Origin of the sequence: Streptomyces sp. NPDC091289, assembly GCF_044757365.1 — a bacterium.
GTDB lineage: Bacteria > Actinomycetota > Actinomycetes > Streptomycetales > Streptomycetaceae > Streptomyces.
Genome location: NZ_JBIVUT010000002.1, coordinates 386,897 through 400,257 on the forward strand (window position 1 = coordinate 386,897; position 13,361 = coordinate 400,257).

15 protein-coding genes are annotated in these 13,361 nt (G+C 72.3%); 9 read left to right on the forward strand and 6 right to left on the reverse strand.

Annotated elements, in window-relative coordinates; all coding sequences use genetic code 11:
- Positions 1 to 5 precede the first annotated feature (5 nt).
- Together ACIQPT_RS03785 and ACIQPT_RS03790 are read left to right on the forward strand one after the other, a co-directional pair.
- Positions 6 to 1,154, forward strand: coding sequence for a YihY/virulence factor BrkB family protein (locus ACIQPT_RS03785; RefSeq protein ID WP_401152557.1), 1,149 nt, complete (start codon positions 6 to 8; stop codon positions 1,152 to 1,154).
- A gap of 20 nt (positions 1,155 to 1,174) precedes the next feature.
- A complete protein-coding gene (locus tag ACIQPT_RS03790) occupies positions 1,175 to 1,987 on the forward strand; it encodes a DUF6597 domain-containing transcriptional factor (protein ID WP_401152377.1) in 813 nt (270 codons plus the stop codon).
- Here ACIQPT_RS03790 and ACIQPT_RS03795 read toward each other — a convergent pair.
- The 4 genes from ACIQPT_RS03795 to ACIQPT_RS03810 all read right to left on the reverse strand — a co-directional run bounded on the left by ACIQPT_RS03795 (position 1,921) and on the right by ACIQPT_RS03810 (position 5,749).
- On the reverse strand, positions 1,921 to 2,319 hold the full coding sequence (locus ACIQPT_RS03795) for a VOC family protein (protein WP_401152379.1): 399 nt from the start codon (positions 2,317 to 2,319) through the stop codon (positions 1,921 to 1,923). The two genes, ACIQPT_RS03790 and ACIQPT_RS03795, sit on opposite strands and share 67 nt — an antisense overlap.
- A gap of 73 nt (positions 2,320 to 2,392) precedes the next feature.
- Entirely contained in the window at positions 2,393 to 3,943 is a 1,551-nt protein-coding gene (locus tag ACIQPT_RS03800) for a 3-hydroxyacyl-CoA dehydrogenase NAD-binding domain-containing protein (RefSeq protein ID WP_401152382.1), read from the reverse strand.
- A gap of 67 nt (positions 3,944 to 4,010) precedes the next feature.
- Complete coding sequence (locus ACIQPT_RS03805) at positions 4,011 to 4,796, reverse strand: CoA-transferase subunit beta (protein ID WP_401152384.1); 786 nt, start codon at positions 4,794 to 4,796, stop codon at positions 4,011 to 4,013.
- Entirely contained in the window at positions 4,793 to 5,749 is a 957-nt protein-coding gene (locus tag ACIQPT_RS03810; protein WP_401152387.1) for a CoA transferase subunit A, read from the reverse strand. Before ACIQPT_RS03810 ends, ACIQPT_RS03805 begins: the two co-directional genes overlap by 4 nt.
- Positions 5,750 to 5,875: 126 nt before the next feature.
- Here ACIQPT_RS03810 and ACIQPT_RS03815 point away from each other — a divergent pair, with 126 nt between their 5' ends.
- Entirely contained in the window at positions 5,876 to 6,781 is a 906-nt protein-coding gene (locus ACIQPT_RS03815) for a LysR family transcriptional regulator (RefSeq protein ID WP_401152389.1), read from the forward strand.
- A gap of 121 nt (positions 6,782 to 6,902) precedes the next feature.
- Positions 6,903 to 8,123: an acetyl-CoA C-acetyltransferase gene (locus tag ACIQPT_RS03820; RefSeq protein WP_401152392.1), complete on the forward strand. Its 1,221-nt coding sequence runs from the start codon at positions 6,903 to 6,905 to the stop codon at positions 8,121 to 8,123.
- Positions 8,124 to 8,147: 24 nt separating this feature from the next.
- Here the strand turns inward: ACIQPT_RS03820 and ACIQPT_RS03825 are convergent, their stop codons facing one another.
- Both ACIQPT_RS03825 and ACIQPT_RS03830 read right to left on the reverse strand, forming a co-directional pair.
- The gene (locus ACIQPT_RS03825) at positions 8,148 to 9,383 is read right to left on the reverse strand and encodes an FAD-dependent monooxygenase (protein WP_401152559.1); all 1,236 of its coding nucleotides are present in this window, start codon (positions 9,381 to 9,383) and stop codon (positions 8,148 to 8,150) included.
- Between the two features lie 185 nt (positions 9,384 to 9,568).
- Positions 9,569 to 10,279: a chaplin family protein gene (locus tag ACIQPT_RS03830; protein ID WP_401152395.1), complete on the reverse strand. Its 711-nt coding sequence runs from the start codon at positions 10,277 to 10,279 to the stop codon at positions 9,569 to 9,571.
- A gap of 548 nt (positions 10,280 to 10,827) precedes the next feature.
- On the opposite strand from ACIQPT_RS03830, the gene ACIQPT_RS03835 reads away from it, so the two are divergent.
- From ACIQPT_RS03835 to ACIQPT_RS03855, 5 genes are all read left to right on the forward strand, one after another.
- Positions 10,828 to 11,229, forward strand: coding sequence for a rodlin (locus ACIQPT_RS03835; protein WP_030625336.1), 402 nt, complete (start codon positions 10,828 to 10,830; stop codon positions 11,227 to 11,229).
- 240 nt (positions 11,230 to 11,469) lie between these two features.
- Entirely contained in the window at positions 11,470 to 11,703 is a 234-nt protein-coding gene (locus tag ACIQPT_RS03840) for a chaplin (protein ID WP_401152399.1), read from the forward strand.
- A 253-nt stretch (positions 11,704 to 11,956) separates the two neighbouring features.
- A complete protein-coding gene (locus ACIQPT_RS03845) occupies positions 11,957 to 12,247 on the forward strand; it encodes a hypothetical protein (protein ID WP_401152402.1) in 291 nt (96 codons plus the stop codon).
- A 187-nt stretch (positions 12,248 to 12,434) separates the two neighbouring features.
- Positions 12,435 to 12,845, forward strand: coding sequence for a rodlin (locus ACIQPT_RS03850; RefSeq protein WP_164622047.1), 411 nt, complete (start codon positions 12,435 to 12,437; stop codon positions 12,843 to 12,845).
- Between the two features lie 187 nt (positions 12,846 to 13,032).
- Positions 13,033 to 13,251, forward strand: a complete 219-nt coding sequence (locus ACIQPT_RS03855; protein ID WP_401152405.1) for a hypothetical protein — start codon at positions 13,033 to 13,035, stop codon at positions 13,249 to 13,251.
- The last annotated feature ends 110 nt before the right edge of the window (positions 13,252 to 13,361 follow it).

Sequence of the window (13,361 nt, forward strand, 5' to 3'; positions counted from 1 at the left end):
CGCGAGTGCTCTACCGCAACGTCTCCAAACGGCGGATGGTGTGGCACTTGCTGAAGGACACCGTCAACTCGTGCATCGAGTACCGCATTCTGGGGCTCGCGGCCGAGGCGGCGTTCTTCACCCTGCTCTCGCTGCCCCCGCTGCTGCTCGGCATGATCGGACTGCTCGGTTACGTCGACGAGTGGACGACCACCACCACGGTCGCCTCCATCGAGCGCAACATCCTCTCCGCCGCCCAGACGGTGCTGTCCGAGCGCGGGGTCAACGACTTCGCCAAACCGCTGCTCGCCGACGTCACGACCGGGGCCCGCCCCGACGTCATCTCCATCGGCTTCGCCATCGCCCTGTGGTCCGGCTCCCGCGCGGTGAACGTCTTCATCGACACCATCACCGTGATGTACGGCCTCGACGGCCACCGCGGCATCGTCAAGACCCGGCTGCTGGCCTTCCTGCTGTACGTCGTCGCCCTGCTGCTCGGCGCGGTGGTGCTGCCGCTGCTGGTCGTCGGCCCGGACCGGGTGGTCGAGTTCGTGCCCTGGGGCACCGAGGTCATAGCCGTCCTGTACTGGCCACTCGTGATGCTGCTGACCGTCGCGTTCCTCACGACGCTCTACCACGTGTCCGTGCCGGTGCGTTCACCCTGGATCGAGGATGTGCCCGGAGCGCTGGTGGCGCTCGGCATGTGGGTCCTCGGCAGCTTCCTGCTGCGGATCTACCTGACCAACACGGTCGAGGGCCCGACCATCTACGGCTCCTTGGCGGCACCGATCGCCGTCCTCCTGTGGATCGGCATCTCCGCCTTCGCGGTCCTGGTCGGCGCCGCGGTCAACGCGGCCATCGACCGGGTGTGGCCCTCGCTCGCCACGGCCGCCGCCCGCGAGGCCACCGAACGCGTCCGGGCCGCGCAGGCCGCCGAGTTCGTCGCCCGCACCCGCTCGGCCGGCTACGAGAGCACGGACGACGACGAGGACGAGGACGACGGCCCCGCGTACATGCCCTCCGAGTTCCCCGAGCGCTGGTCCCGCTTCCTGCCGCCCGACGACGTGAAGTCCCGGCTGCACGCGACCTGGGAGAAGGACCCCAAGGACGCGAAGGAGAGCGCGAAGGAGAGCGCGAAGGAGAGCAGGGGGACCAAGGAACCCCCCGCCCCCTGACCTCGCGCTAGCGTGGAGGCATGCCCCGGGAACACCAGCCCGACCAGCGACACCGGCGCCACCGGGAACGGCCGCGCTACCAGGAACGGCCCTCCCGCCTGGACGGGGCCGTCGTCTGGACCCTGGACGTCCCGCCCGGTTTGCGACAGCCCGCCCGGTCCGTCCTGCCCGACGGCTGTATGGACCTGATCTGGACCGCCGGACGCCTGGTCGTCGCCGGACCCGACACCCACGCCTTCCAGGTCGGCCCCGACAACCGCGGCTCCTGCGCCGCGATCCGCCTCGCGCCCGGCACCGCCCCCGTACTCCTCGGCGTACCGGCGTACGAACTCCGCGACCACCGGGTCGAACTCGCCGACCTCTGGTCCCGTACCGCCGTCCGGCAGCTCACCGGGCGCATCGACCGGGCTGCCGACCCCGCCGCCGCCCTGGAGGACTTCGCCCTGGGCCGGGCCGCCGACACCGGCCCGCCGGACCCGCTCACGGTGGCCGTCGCCGACCGGCTGCGGTGCGGCAGATCCGTCGCGTCGACGGCCGCCGAGGTCGGCCTCGGCGCCCGCCAACTGCACCGCCGCTCCCTCGCCGCCTTCGGCTACGGCCCCAAAACACTGGCCCGGGTCCTCCGCCTCCAACGCGCCCTGGCCCTCGTCCGCACCGGCCTCCCGTACGCCGAAGCGGCCTGCGCGGCGGGCTGCGTCGACCAGGCACACCTGGCGCGCGAGATGCGCGACCTCGCCGGGACGACGCTCGGCGCCTACTTCGGGCGCTACGAGGCGTCGGCCGCGGCGAACAGCGAGACCCCGCAGCCGTCCGGGTCCAGCACGACCGCGTAGCGCTGCCCCCACACCGCGTCCCACGGCTTCAGATGCCCGGTGTACCCGGATCCGGTGAGCTCCGCGTACAGCGAGTCCACCTCCTGCGGGCTGTCGCAGACGAAGGCCAGCCCGAGCCGCTCACCGCCCGCCGGGCGCTTCCAGCCGGGGTCGAACGAGGCGATGACCTCCTCCGTGTCCCACAGGAGCCGCTGCCCGCCCGGCAGGGGCACCTCGACATGGGGCGCGGACTCCGCCCCGTCGGGGATGTCGAGGCCGAGCCTGCGGTAGAAGGCGAGCGAGGCCGCCAGGTCGGCCGTGATGATGCTGATCGCGTCGAATCGTGGAGTCATGCCCCGACCGTAGGCACCCGGCGTACCGGCCGTCTTGTACGAATCGGTCACCCGGGAACGCGTGGCGCGGCCCTCACCCCAGGCAGTCGGCGGGCGAGGTCCCCGGGTCGGTCAGCGCGAGGCCCAGGGCGGCCCGCTCCGTGATCCACCGCGTCGGCCGGTGGCGCGGGTCGCCCGTCGTCGCGTGCAGCGACCGCTGGAGCCCCAGCATCGTCACGGCCCCGACCCGCTCGCCCCAGGCCAGTGGACCGGCCGGATAGCCGAGCCCCGTGGTCACCGCCAGATCGATGTCGGCGGGCGTGGCCAGCGAGCGCTCAGCGATCGAGCAGCCGACCGCGACGACGGAGGACAGCAGCCGCTGCGCGACCGAGCCCGCGGTGTCCCGCACCACCGACACCGCGTACGGCTCACCGCCCTCGGCCGCCCGCGCCAGCACCGCCCGCGCGTCCCGGGCGGCCACCGGATCACCGGCCGCCGTCACCGCGAGGACCCGCCGCCGCCCCGCCGCCGGCAGCACCTCCACGCCGAACGTACGGTCCCGGGGCAGCGCTCCCTCCGCGACCGCCGCCGACACCGACGTCCCCCAGACGGGCACCAGCACCACGGCCCGGGAAGACGGCCCCGCGCCCCGCTCGACGCGGACCCCCGCCGCCTCCAGCGCACCGGTCAGCGTCTCCTCGTACGCGGCGGTCTCCGGCCGCCCGCCCGGCACCAGGCACACCGGACGGTCCGCGTCCCCGGTGACCGCGCTCTCCGGCGCGGGGCCGGACGCCCCGTCGCCGTACGCGTACCAGCCCCGGCCCGTCTTGCGGCCGTGCAGCCCCGCCACCACCCGGTTCGGGGTGAGGAACGACGGGCGCAGCCGGTCCTCGTACCGGAAGCCCTGCCAGATCGAGTCGATCACCGCGGCCGTCACATCGAGACCGGTCAGATCCATCAGCTCGAAGGGGCCCATCCGCAGCCCCAGCACGTCCCGGGCGATCCGGTCGATCTCCGCCGGGTCCGCCACCGACTCCTCCAGCAGCGCGAGCGCCTCGGTCACCAGCCCCCGCCCGGCGTGGTTCACCAGGAACCCGGGGGTGTCGGCGACGGTCACCGCCTTGTGCCCGCACCCCTCCACCAGCCCGGTCAGCAGGGCCGGGATCTCCGGACGGGTGGCCGCGCCCGGCACCACCTCCACGATCCGCATCAGCGGCACCGGGTTGAAGAAGTGCAGCCCGGCCAGGCGCGAGGGGTCCTGGAGCGTCGCGGCGATCCGGGTCACCGACAGGGAGGAGGTGTTGGTCGCGAAGACGGCGGAGGAGGGCAGCGCCCGCTCCAGCTTCCCGAACACCTCGGCCTTGGTCGCCAGATCCTCCCGTACGGCCTCGATCACCAGCTCCACCTCCGGTCCCGCCGCCCACGGCTCGGCGAGCGGCACCAGCCGGGCCACGGCCCCGTCCCGGTCGGCGGCGGACATCCGGCCCTTGGCGACCGCCCGGTCCAGCATCGAGGCGACGAAGCCCAGCGCCTCCGTCACCGCCTCGGGCCGTACGTCCCCGAGCTCGACGGTGTGTCCGGCGCTCGCCGCCCACTGGGCGATGCCGCGGCCCATGGCCCCTGCTCCGACGATCCTGATACGCATGGCGGTGAGAGCCCTTTCCACAGAGGCGGAGGTGGTTCTTCGGAGGTGGTTCTTCAGATGTGGTTCTTCAACGGAGATAGACACGGCCGGGGTCGACATCCTCACGCAGGAGCAGCAGCTCCGCGGCGGTCGGCGGGGCCGTCGTCGCGACCGGGCCGGCCGTCCCCAGGTCCCACCCGGTCGCGGCCCGGACCTGCTCGACGGTGACGCCGGGATGCACGGCGACCAGCCGCAGCTCGTCGCCGACGCCCTCCCGGGCGAGGACGCCCAGCTCGGTCACGACCCGGGTGACGCCGATGCCCAGCGGGCGGATCCCGTCCGCCAGCGCCCGTTCCGGGCCCGGCGTGGTGCAGAAGTCCAGGGCGCCGGCGAAGGAACGCGGCGTGTGGCGGCGCATCACGACGAACACCTCCCGGGCGTTCGCCATCACCTCGACCGCGCCCCCGGAACCCGGCAGCCGAACCGCCGGGCGGTCCCAGTCCCCGATGACCGAGGTGTTGAGGTTGCCCCAGCGGTCGATCTGCGCGGCCCCCAGGAAACCCACGTCGATGTGGCCGCCCTGGAGCACCGAGCCGAACAGCGTGGGCATCGACACCACCGCCTCGGCCCCCGTGATCAGGACGGCGTCCGCGATGGTCTCCGGCAGCTGGGAGGGGTGCGCCCCGCAGACCCCGGACTCGTACACCACCTCGATGCCCGGGGCGACGGTCAGCCGCGCCAGCTCGGCCGCCAGCGTCGGCAGCCCGATTCCCGCGAACACCGTGCGGCGGCCCGCCAGTTCACGCGAGGCGACGACGGACAGCAGCTCGGAGGAGGTCACGGACCGGGTGGCCTCCGTGTCCTGCCCGCTCACAGCCGCCGCCCGTAGTCCACCGGCTCGCTCAGCGCCTCGCCGACCGCGAGCCCCGCCCAGTACGCCTCGCCCAGCTTCGCCGCGTACTCCGCGTGGTCGGCCGTTCCGTACACCCATTCCTCCAGCCACTCCCGCAGCCGCACCGGGTCCGCGCTGATCGCGGACCAGGACCGGTAGAAGGCGTTGTCCCGGTCGTAGTAGCCCTGCGCGAACGAGGGATGCGCCCCGCGCGGGCAGACCACCACCGCGTCCACCGCGTGCGCCGGGATCAGCGTGCGGTTCGGGTCCGAGCGGACCACCTCGTCCGCGACCAACTCCTCCACCACCACGACCGCCCGGTCCGCCGCGTACACCGCCTCGGCCTGCACCCCGGTCAGCCCCCAGATCTGGGTGTTGCCCCGGCGGTCGGCGCGCTGCGCGTGGACGATCGTCACGTCCGGGTTGACCGGCGGCACCACATAGATCTGCTCGGGTTCCTGCCCGTCCGGCCCGGGATAGGGCGAAGTCACCTTGCGGATACCCGGGTTGACCGAGGGCAGATCGCTGCCGCCGTACGAGCGCAGCGGATGGAACGGCAGCCGCTGCGCACCGGCGAGATACCGGCACACCATCCCGTAGTGGCTGTACTCCTCGAACGCCAGCGGCTCCGGATCGGCCCGCTCGATCCGCCGCCGCAGCTCACCGAGCGAACCGGCGGAGGAGTTGCCCACGAAGGACGAGACCAGCCGCGTCACACAGCCGGCCGCCAGCATCTGGTCCACCACGATGTCCGCCGTCATCCGTACGACGGTGAGCCCGCGCCGGCCCTGCCGGATGATCTCGTGGCCCGCGGCGGTCGGGATGAGATGGGTGAACCCCTCCAGGCTCACGGTGTCCCCGTCATGGACGAAGGCGGCGACAGCCTCCCTCATCGACATGACCTTGCCGGCCGTCCGGTCCACGGTTCTCCTCATCGTCCGTACACGCCATCGTCCGCATACGCCGGCCCCACGGTGTCAGCGCCCATTGATGGCTGTCCAATACCGAATTAAGGTCGGATCAAGACGCCGGGAGTATCAATGACACGCGGGGGTGTCCGCATGGAACTACGCCACCTCAAGGCGTTCCTCGCCGTGGCCGAGGAACTGCACTTCGGCCGGGCGGCCAAGCGGCTCCAGATGGCCCAGCCGCCGCTGAGCCAGCAGATCCGCCAACTGGAGAAGGAGCTCGGCGTCCAGCTCTTCCACCGCAACACCCGCTCTGTCCGGCTCACCAGCGCGGGGGAGTGCTTCCTCGAACCCGTACGGACCGTCCTCGACGATCTCGACACCGCCGTCCGGGCCGCGCGGTCGGCGGGGATCGGCGAGTACGGCCGGGTCACCATCGGCTTCGCCGGGGCCTCCAGCCACGAGACGCTGCCCCGGCTCACCCGGGCCGTACGCGCCGCCCACCCCGGGCTCGAACTCGTCATGACCGGCCAGACGTACGCCAACACCGCCCTGTCCCGGGTCGCGGACGGCTCGCTCGACCTCGGCTTCGTCCGGCTGCCGGTGACCCGTCCCGGCGTCGCCCACCGCGTGATCGACGAGGAGGAGCTGGTCTGCGCCCTGCCCTTCGACCACCCGCTCGCCCGGCGGGACACCGTGCCGCTCGCCGTGCTCGCCGGTGAACCGTTCGTCTCCTTCCCGGCCAACTCCGGCTCCACCGTCCGCGACGCCATGACCGAGGCCTGCGAGAGCGCCGGGTTCACCCCGCGCGTCGTCCAGGAGGCCCCCGACTCGTACACGATCCTCGCCCTGGTCGCCGCCGGGGTCGGCGTCACCCTCACGGTCACCTCGGTCCAGCACATCCAGCAGAACGGCCTGGTCTACCGCCCTCTCGCCGGGCCGCCCATCCGCCTGCGGGCCGCCCTCGCCTGGCGCGCCGACAACCCCTCCGCCGCCCTGCGCGCGGTGCTCGCCGTGGCGGAGGACGCCCTGCCGACACCCGTGCGAAACCGCGATTGAGACAGGCAGGCTCTCAATGCCGTACGCATTCGATATTGGACCGACTCAGTGACGTAATGCGAAGGTCGTCCCACCACCCTGCGCCCATGCCGCCCGTCGTCACCCCGAGGAAGGCCCCGCCGTGCCGCTCGACGTCGTCATCTGCGAACCCCTGCGTACCCCCATCGGCCGGTTCGGCGGGGCCTTCGCCCAGCAGACCCCGGCCGCGCTGGCCGCACACGTCATCGCGGAGATCGTCGCCCGTACCGGCATCGACCCCGCCCGGGTCGACGAGGTGATCCTCGGCCACGCCTACCCGACCAGCGAGGCCCCCGCGATCGGCCGGGTCGCCGCCCTGGACGCCGGACTGCCCACCACGGTCACCGGCTCCCAGATCGACCGCCGCTGCGGCTCCGGACTCCAGGCGGTGCTGGACGCGGCCATGCAGATCCGGGCCGGCTTCAGCGACGTCGTGATCGCGGGCGGGGTCGACGTCATGAGCGCCGCCCCCTACTACACCCACGACGGCCGCTGGGGCATCAAGGGCCCCGGCCTCCAGCTCCACGACGCCCTCGCCCGGGGCCGCGTCACCGCCGGAGGCGTCAACCACCCGGTCCCCGGCGGCATGATCGAGACGGCGGAGAACCTGCGCCGGGAGTACGGCATCGGCCGAGCCGACCAGGACGCCCTGGCCCTGCGCTCCCAGCGGCGCGCCGCCCGCGCCGCCGCCGAGGGCCGGTACGACGCGGAGACCGTGCCCGTCACCGTACGCACCCGCAGGGGCGAGACGACCGTCACCGCCGACGAGCACCCCCGGCCCGACACCACGGCCGAGCAACTCGCCGCGCTCCGGCCGGTGATGGCGAAATCCGACCCGGACGCCACCGTCACCGCCGGCAACGCCAGCGGCCAGAACGACGCGGCCGCCGCCTGTCTGGTCACCAGCGCCGAAACCGCCGAACGGCTCGGCCTCACCCCGCTCGTCCGCCTCGTCTCCTTCGCCCGCGCCGGTGTCCCCGCCGCGACGATGGGCATCGCCCCCGTCGCCGCCACCCGCACCGCCCTCGACCGGGCGGGCCTCACCCTCGCCGACCTCGACCTGATCGAGCTGAACGAGGCGTTCGCCGCCCAGGTGCTGGCCTGCACACGGGAGTTGGGCCTCGGCGACACCGACCACGAACAGCGGATCAACGTCAACGGCTCGGGCATCTCGCTGGGCCACCCGGTCGGCGCCACCGGAGCCCGCATCCTCGCCACCCTCACCCGCGAGCTCCACCGCCGCGAGGCCCGGTACGGCCTGGAGACGATGTGCATCGGCGGCGGCCAGGGCCTCGCGGCGGTCTTCGAGCGCATCGCGGACTGAAGGCGGTCGGAGCGCCTCCGCGCATCACCGGCCGAAGGCCGCCCCCGTGCCCGTGCCCGCGCTCGCATCCGTACGCGCATCCGTGGCCGCGGCCTCCTCGTAGAGGTAGTGCCGCGTCCCCGCCAGCACCCCGCGGAACCAGGCGTCCACCTCGTCCTGCCCCATCGCCGGCCAGTCGGGGGTCTCCTCGACCAGGGCGCGCCCCATCCGCCGGCCCAGCTCCACCAAGTGGGCGCCGGCCGCCGTGCGTTCGTCCGCGTACCGCTCCAGCGCGGCGGAGAGATCCTGCCGCCCCTCGCGGAGCACCCGTTCCAGGCACAGGGCGTCCTGCAGGGCCTTGACCGCGCCGGTGGCGGTATGCGGCCTGGTCACCCCGGCCGCGTCCCCGGCCAGCAGCAGCGGCGGCCGGGCCACCCGGGGGGCCCGCACATCGGTGACCGGGTGACAGACCGCCGCCCGCCGCCCGCCCCGCGCGACGATGTCCGCCCACGCCGCCGGAAAGTGCTCCCGCGCCAGCTCGTGCACATACGGACCTGGCTCGGCCCCCTCGGGCGGCCGGCCGTAAATGGCGTACGCGAGCAGCCGGTTGCCCTCACCGCCACTTCCGTCGCCGTCCTGCGGGCCGCCCGGGATCAGGTAGAAGATGCCGTGCCCGCCGGGGTGGCCCAGGGTCACCCACGCGGTGCGCAGCAGCTCCAGCTCCCGGGGGTGCCCGGCCAGCGCGCCGAGCGGAATCGCGCCGCGCCAGACCAGATACGGGGCGGGCTCCGGCCGCAGTCCCGGGGCGAGCAACTGCCGGGTGGCCGACGCGTGCCCGTCGGCGCCCACGACCACGTCGTACGGTTCCTCGCCCCGTGCGGTGGTGATCACCGCCCCGCCGGCTCCGTCCAGGCCGACCGAGACCACCGGCTGCCCCCGCAGATAGCGCACATCACGCACGTCCCCGGCGCTCGCGCGCAACGACCGCCACAGAACACCCCAGTTGCACGGGGTCACAGGGGAGGGCTGCCGGGCCAGCTCCCGCGCCGACCGGCCGCCGGGCTCCCGGGTCAGCCAGATCCGCGTCCCCACCGGGGCCGTCGGCATCCCCGCGTCCAGATAGCCGGACCCGACCAGCTCCGCGTGCAGCGGCGGCGGGATCACGATGCCGAACCCCCGGTCCTGGAGCTCGGCGTCACTCCGCTCGTACACGGTGACGTCCGCCCCGGCCCGTGAGCCCGCGACGGCCGCCGCGCACCCCGCGATACTGCCGCCGACCACCCCGATACGTAACGCTGTTGCCACGTCCCCGGCCCTTCCCGTCGTCCCGCTCGCTCCCGGTGTTCCGGGCCATCGTTCCATCACCGCGCCCGGAGCCCCGGGAGAACCGGCCGCCGCGCACACAGAAGGTCCGGCCGGACAGTCCCCGCTGTCCGGCCGGACCTCGTTCTTCCGCGGGAGCTCTATCAGTCCCGCGCGTTGCGCGTGCGGCGCATCAGCACCGCACCACCGAGCAGCAGCGCGGCGCTCGCGCCGGCGGCCAGACCCAGGTCGGCGGCACCGGTGTCGGCGAGGTGCGCGTCCGGGGTGTTGGACCCGGGCGTGCCGGAACCGGGAACGTCCGAGCCAGGAGTGTCCGAGCCGGGGGTGTCGGTACCGGGGGTGTCGGTCGGCGGCTCGTCGACGGGCGGCTGGTCCACCGGGGGCTCGTCGACCGGCGGCTCATCCACCGGGGGCTCGTCCACCGGCGGCTCGTCGACGGGGGGCTCGTCCACCGGAGGCTCGTCCACGGGCGGTTCGTCCACCGGAGGCTCGTCGACCGGGGGTTCATCGACGGGCGGCTCGTCGACCGGGGGTTCGTCCACGGGCGGCTCATCCACCGGCGGCTCGTCGACCGGCGGCTTGTCCACCGGCGGGTGGTGGTGCTTCGGGCCGTCGGCGTTCACGCACTTGTTGCCGAAGGCCGGGTTCAGCAGGGCGATCACATTGACGGTGTTGCCGCACACATTGACCGGGACGTGCACCGGCACCTGCACGGCGTTGCCCGACCCGACCCCCGGCGAACCGACGGCCGCCCCCTCGGCCGACGCGTCGGCGTGTGCGGTGCCGCCCACCGCCGCCAGGAGGCCCGATGCGGCCGCCATGACGATCATGCTTCTGTTCAAGACCTGTCGCATTACTTGCCCTTTCTTAGGACATTCGCGAGGACATCGCGTGGGTGCTTCGCGCGCGGAGGAACGGGCAGCCATCGGGCGGAGCCGATGCCGCAGCCGTATCCCGCGGGAAGCCGTGGTGAAAGTGGTGAAGACGTGCGCGCTGGACGACTGCCATAACGACTCGGAACCGTGCGGGAAACTTGGAGTTGCGTGGAAGTTGTGTAATCACCCGAACGGGTGGTGCTCATGGATCCCGCGCATCCCGGTTCGCAGAGCAAGAAAAACGATTCGTCCCCAACTGGGCCGTCCTCTGCCGGTGTTGACCACAAGAAAAGGCCCTCTCCGGATAGGTCGCGAGGTCAGCGTCATCGGATCTCGTCCACCCGTTCGGGCGAAAAGCCCCGGAGGGGGCGTGCGCAATTTCTTCACGAACGAACAGGTGGCCGTGCGAACAGGAGTGGGGGCCGTTCCCGTGTCCGGCATTCGGGTGAATGGGCGGAACCAAACGCCGGGTGGCGAGTTGACCAGGGCGCTCCACCGCGGGGCAATCGGTACGAGAAGGGTTAATCGTGATCAAGAAGGTTCTGGCTACGGGCGCTGTCGCCGCCTCCATCCTCGGTCTCGGCGCGACGCAGGCCATGGCGATCGGCAACGACGGAGGCACGACCTCGGTCAACGGCAACGGCGCTTCGCAGTCCTTCGGCAACGCCGAGACCCACGGCGACTGGAGCCCGCAGTTCGGCCTGGTCCAGGGCTCGCTGAACAAGCCCTGCGTCGGTCTGCCGCTGAAGGCCAACGCCGGTTCGCTCGTCGGCCTCGTGCCGATCTCGGTCCAGGACGTCAACGTCCTGTCCTCCCCGCAGAACCAGCAGTGCACCGAGAACTCCACCCAGGCCAAGGGTGACGAGGCTCTGTCGCACATCCTGGACGACATCCCGATCCTCTCGGGCAACGGCGCCAACAACGGCTGATACGGCTGAAATACCCGGGCCCGGGCCCTCGGCGTTCCTCCACCGAGCGGCTCGGGCCCGCTGCTGTCCCGGGCATTGCGGCATTCGGGCGGTTCTCCGGAAATCCGCTCCCGGGAGAGTTTCGATCACGGATGTTCATCGTTACGAATGACAGCGCCGGAGTCACGAGCGATCAGGACCCTGCTCGGGCGGCACGAAAGTCGTGACCGCACCGGACTCCGCCGAGGAAAGGGACGAAAAGTGAAGTACACCAAGATTGCCGCCGTCGCCGCCGGAACGCTCATGGCGATGGGCGTCGCCGCGCCGGCCATGGCCGACTCGGGCGCCGAGGCCATTGCCGCGCACTCCCCGGGCGTGCTGTCGGGCAACATCCTCCAGGCCCCGATCCACATTCCGGTCAACGTCTGCGGCAACACCGTCAACGTGATCGGTGCGCTGAACCCGGCCTTCGGCAACACCTGCATCAACAAGTGACCCTCTGACCGGCCGGGCCGCGTGCCCGTAACCGGTGGGCCCCGGACGGTGAATACCGTCCGGGGCCCTTTTCGTGGACCGGCCCCGCGACCGGCTTCGCAACCGACGCCGGAGAAAGCCCGCGCCCCACAGTTTCCCGAAAGCGACCTGATCGTTATTCAGGGAGAAAGCGGCAGGAGTCACAGGTAAAGAAGGCTTGTGTGCGGCACGGGAACGTGACCGAAACAGATGCCGCGCAGAAGGGATTCCCCAAGTGAAGTACGCGAAGACCGCCGCGCTCGTTGCCGGTTCCGTGGCCGCCCTCGGAGCGGCCGCTCCCGCCTTCGCCGCTACTGACGCCATGGCCCCCAACTTCAGCCTCGACCGCGGCCTCAACCAGGTCATGGCCAGCGCCCCGCAGGTCGTGGACCCGCTGGTCGAGACCGTCGGCGACACCACCGAGACGGTCTCGAAGGACGGCACGGTCGGCAAGCTGGCGGGCGAGGCCACCGGTGTGGCCGAGGGCGCCGCCCCGCTGCTCGGTGGAGTGCCTCTCGGCGGCTGACCGTCGAAGGACGGCAGTTCCGCCGGCTCTTTCGCCGGCCCCTTCCTCCGGTGCCTGTCCGCGTTCTCGTGGACGCGCAGAAGGAAAAGCACCGTTCGAGTGAATGGGCATAACCAGATCCCGCCGCGACGAGTTGATCAGATCGCTCCGGACAGGCGGGCACACGTTTCATCCAGAAGGGCTTTTCATGATCAAGAAGATTATGGCCTCGGCAGCCGTCGCTGCCTCGGTCGTCGGTGCCTCCGCTGCGGCCGCCCCCTCCGCCATGGCCATCGGCAACGACGGCGGCACCACGTCGATCAACGGCAACGGCGCCTCGCAGGCCTACGGCAACTCCGCCACCCACGGCGACTGGAGCCCGCAGTTCGCGCTCATCCAGGGCTCGCTGAACAAGCCCTGCATCGGCCTGCCCGCCAAGGCGAACCTCGGCTCCCTCGTCGGTGTCGTGCCGATCGCCGTCCAGGACATCAACGTCCTGTCCTCCCCGCAGAACCAGCAGTGCACCGAGAACTCCACCCAGGCCAAGGGTGACGAGGCCCTGTCGCACATCCTGGACAACATCCCGATCCTCTCGGGCAACGGCGTCGCCAACAACTGACGCCGCGCGGCACGACCCCGGGGCCAGCCCCTCCGTACGGCGACCGTTCTTCGCCGGACCGGACGGGCTGGCCCTTCGGCATGCCCGGCACATCCCGCGCGGAGACCGGCCCGGACGCGCGGCGGACGGTTGGGCCGGATGCCGTAGCGCCGCTGACGGTCCGTCCCCGCCCGGGTAGGGCATCTCCATGGATCCGTACGGCAGTCAGCCCCCGCAGCACAGAGTGCAGCAGCCCGCACCGAGCGGCACGCCGATCTACGACCGGCTCGTCGCCGAGTGGCGGGCGGCCGGACACGACCCGGCGCCGGAAGCCCCCCGGCAACCGGAAGCGCCCTGCGCGCCGGTCGCCCCCCGCGGCGGCTTCGTCCCGGCGGCCCGGTCGTCGGACGAGGCCGCCGGGACGTGAACGTCGGCGTCGACCTTGCGCCGGATCGAACCCATTTGAGTGGTACTGCGCAACCGATCACGGTCCGCGTCGGTTGATCAGTACGTTCCACAACGGGACGTTCCGAAAGG

Excerpts from the sequence above, each read along its gene's own strand:
- ACIQPT_RS03815 (WP_401152389.1), top strand. The coding sequence starts at position 5,876 with ATGGAACTACGCCACCTCAAGGCGTTCCTCGCCGTGGCCGAGGAACTG.
- ACIQPT_RS03800 (WP_401152382.1), bottom strand. The coding sequence starts at position 3,943 with ATGCGTATCAGGATCGTCGGAGCAGGGGCCATGGGCCGCGGCATCGCC.
- ACIQPT_RS03790 (WP_401152377.1), top strand. The coding sequence starts at position 1,175 with ATGCCCCGGGAACACCAGCCCGACCAGCGACACCGGCGCCACCGGGAA.
- ACIQPT_RS03850 (WP_164622047.1), top strand. The coding sequence starts at position 12,435 with ATGATCAAGAAGATTATGGCCTCGGCAGCCGTCGCTGCCTCGGTCGTC.
- ACIQPT_RS03855 (WP_401152405.1), top strand. The coding sequence starts at position 13,033 with ATGGATCCGTACGGCAGTCAGCCCCCGCAGCACAGAGTGCAGCAGCCC.
- ACIQPT_RS03795 (WP_401152379.1), bottom strand. The coding sequence starts at position 2,319 with ATGACTCCACGATTCGACGCGATCAGCATCATCACGGCCGACCTGGCG.
- ACIQPT_RS03810 (WP_401152387.1), bottom strand. The coding sequence starts at position 5,749 with ATGAGGAGAACCGTGGACCGGACGGCCGGCAAGGTCATGTCGATGAGG.
- ACIQPT_RS03830 (WP_401152395.1), bottom strand. The coding sequence starts at position 10,279 with ATGCGACAGGTCTTGAACAGAAGCATGATCGTCATGGCGGCCGCATCG.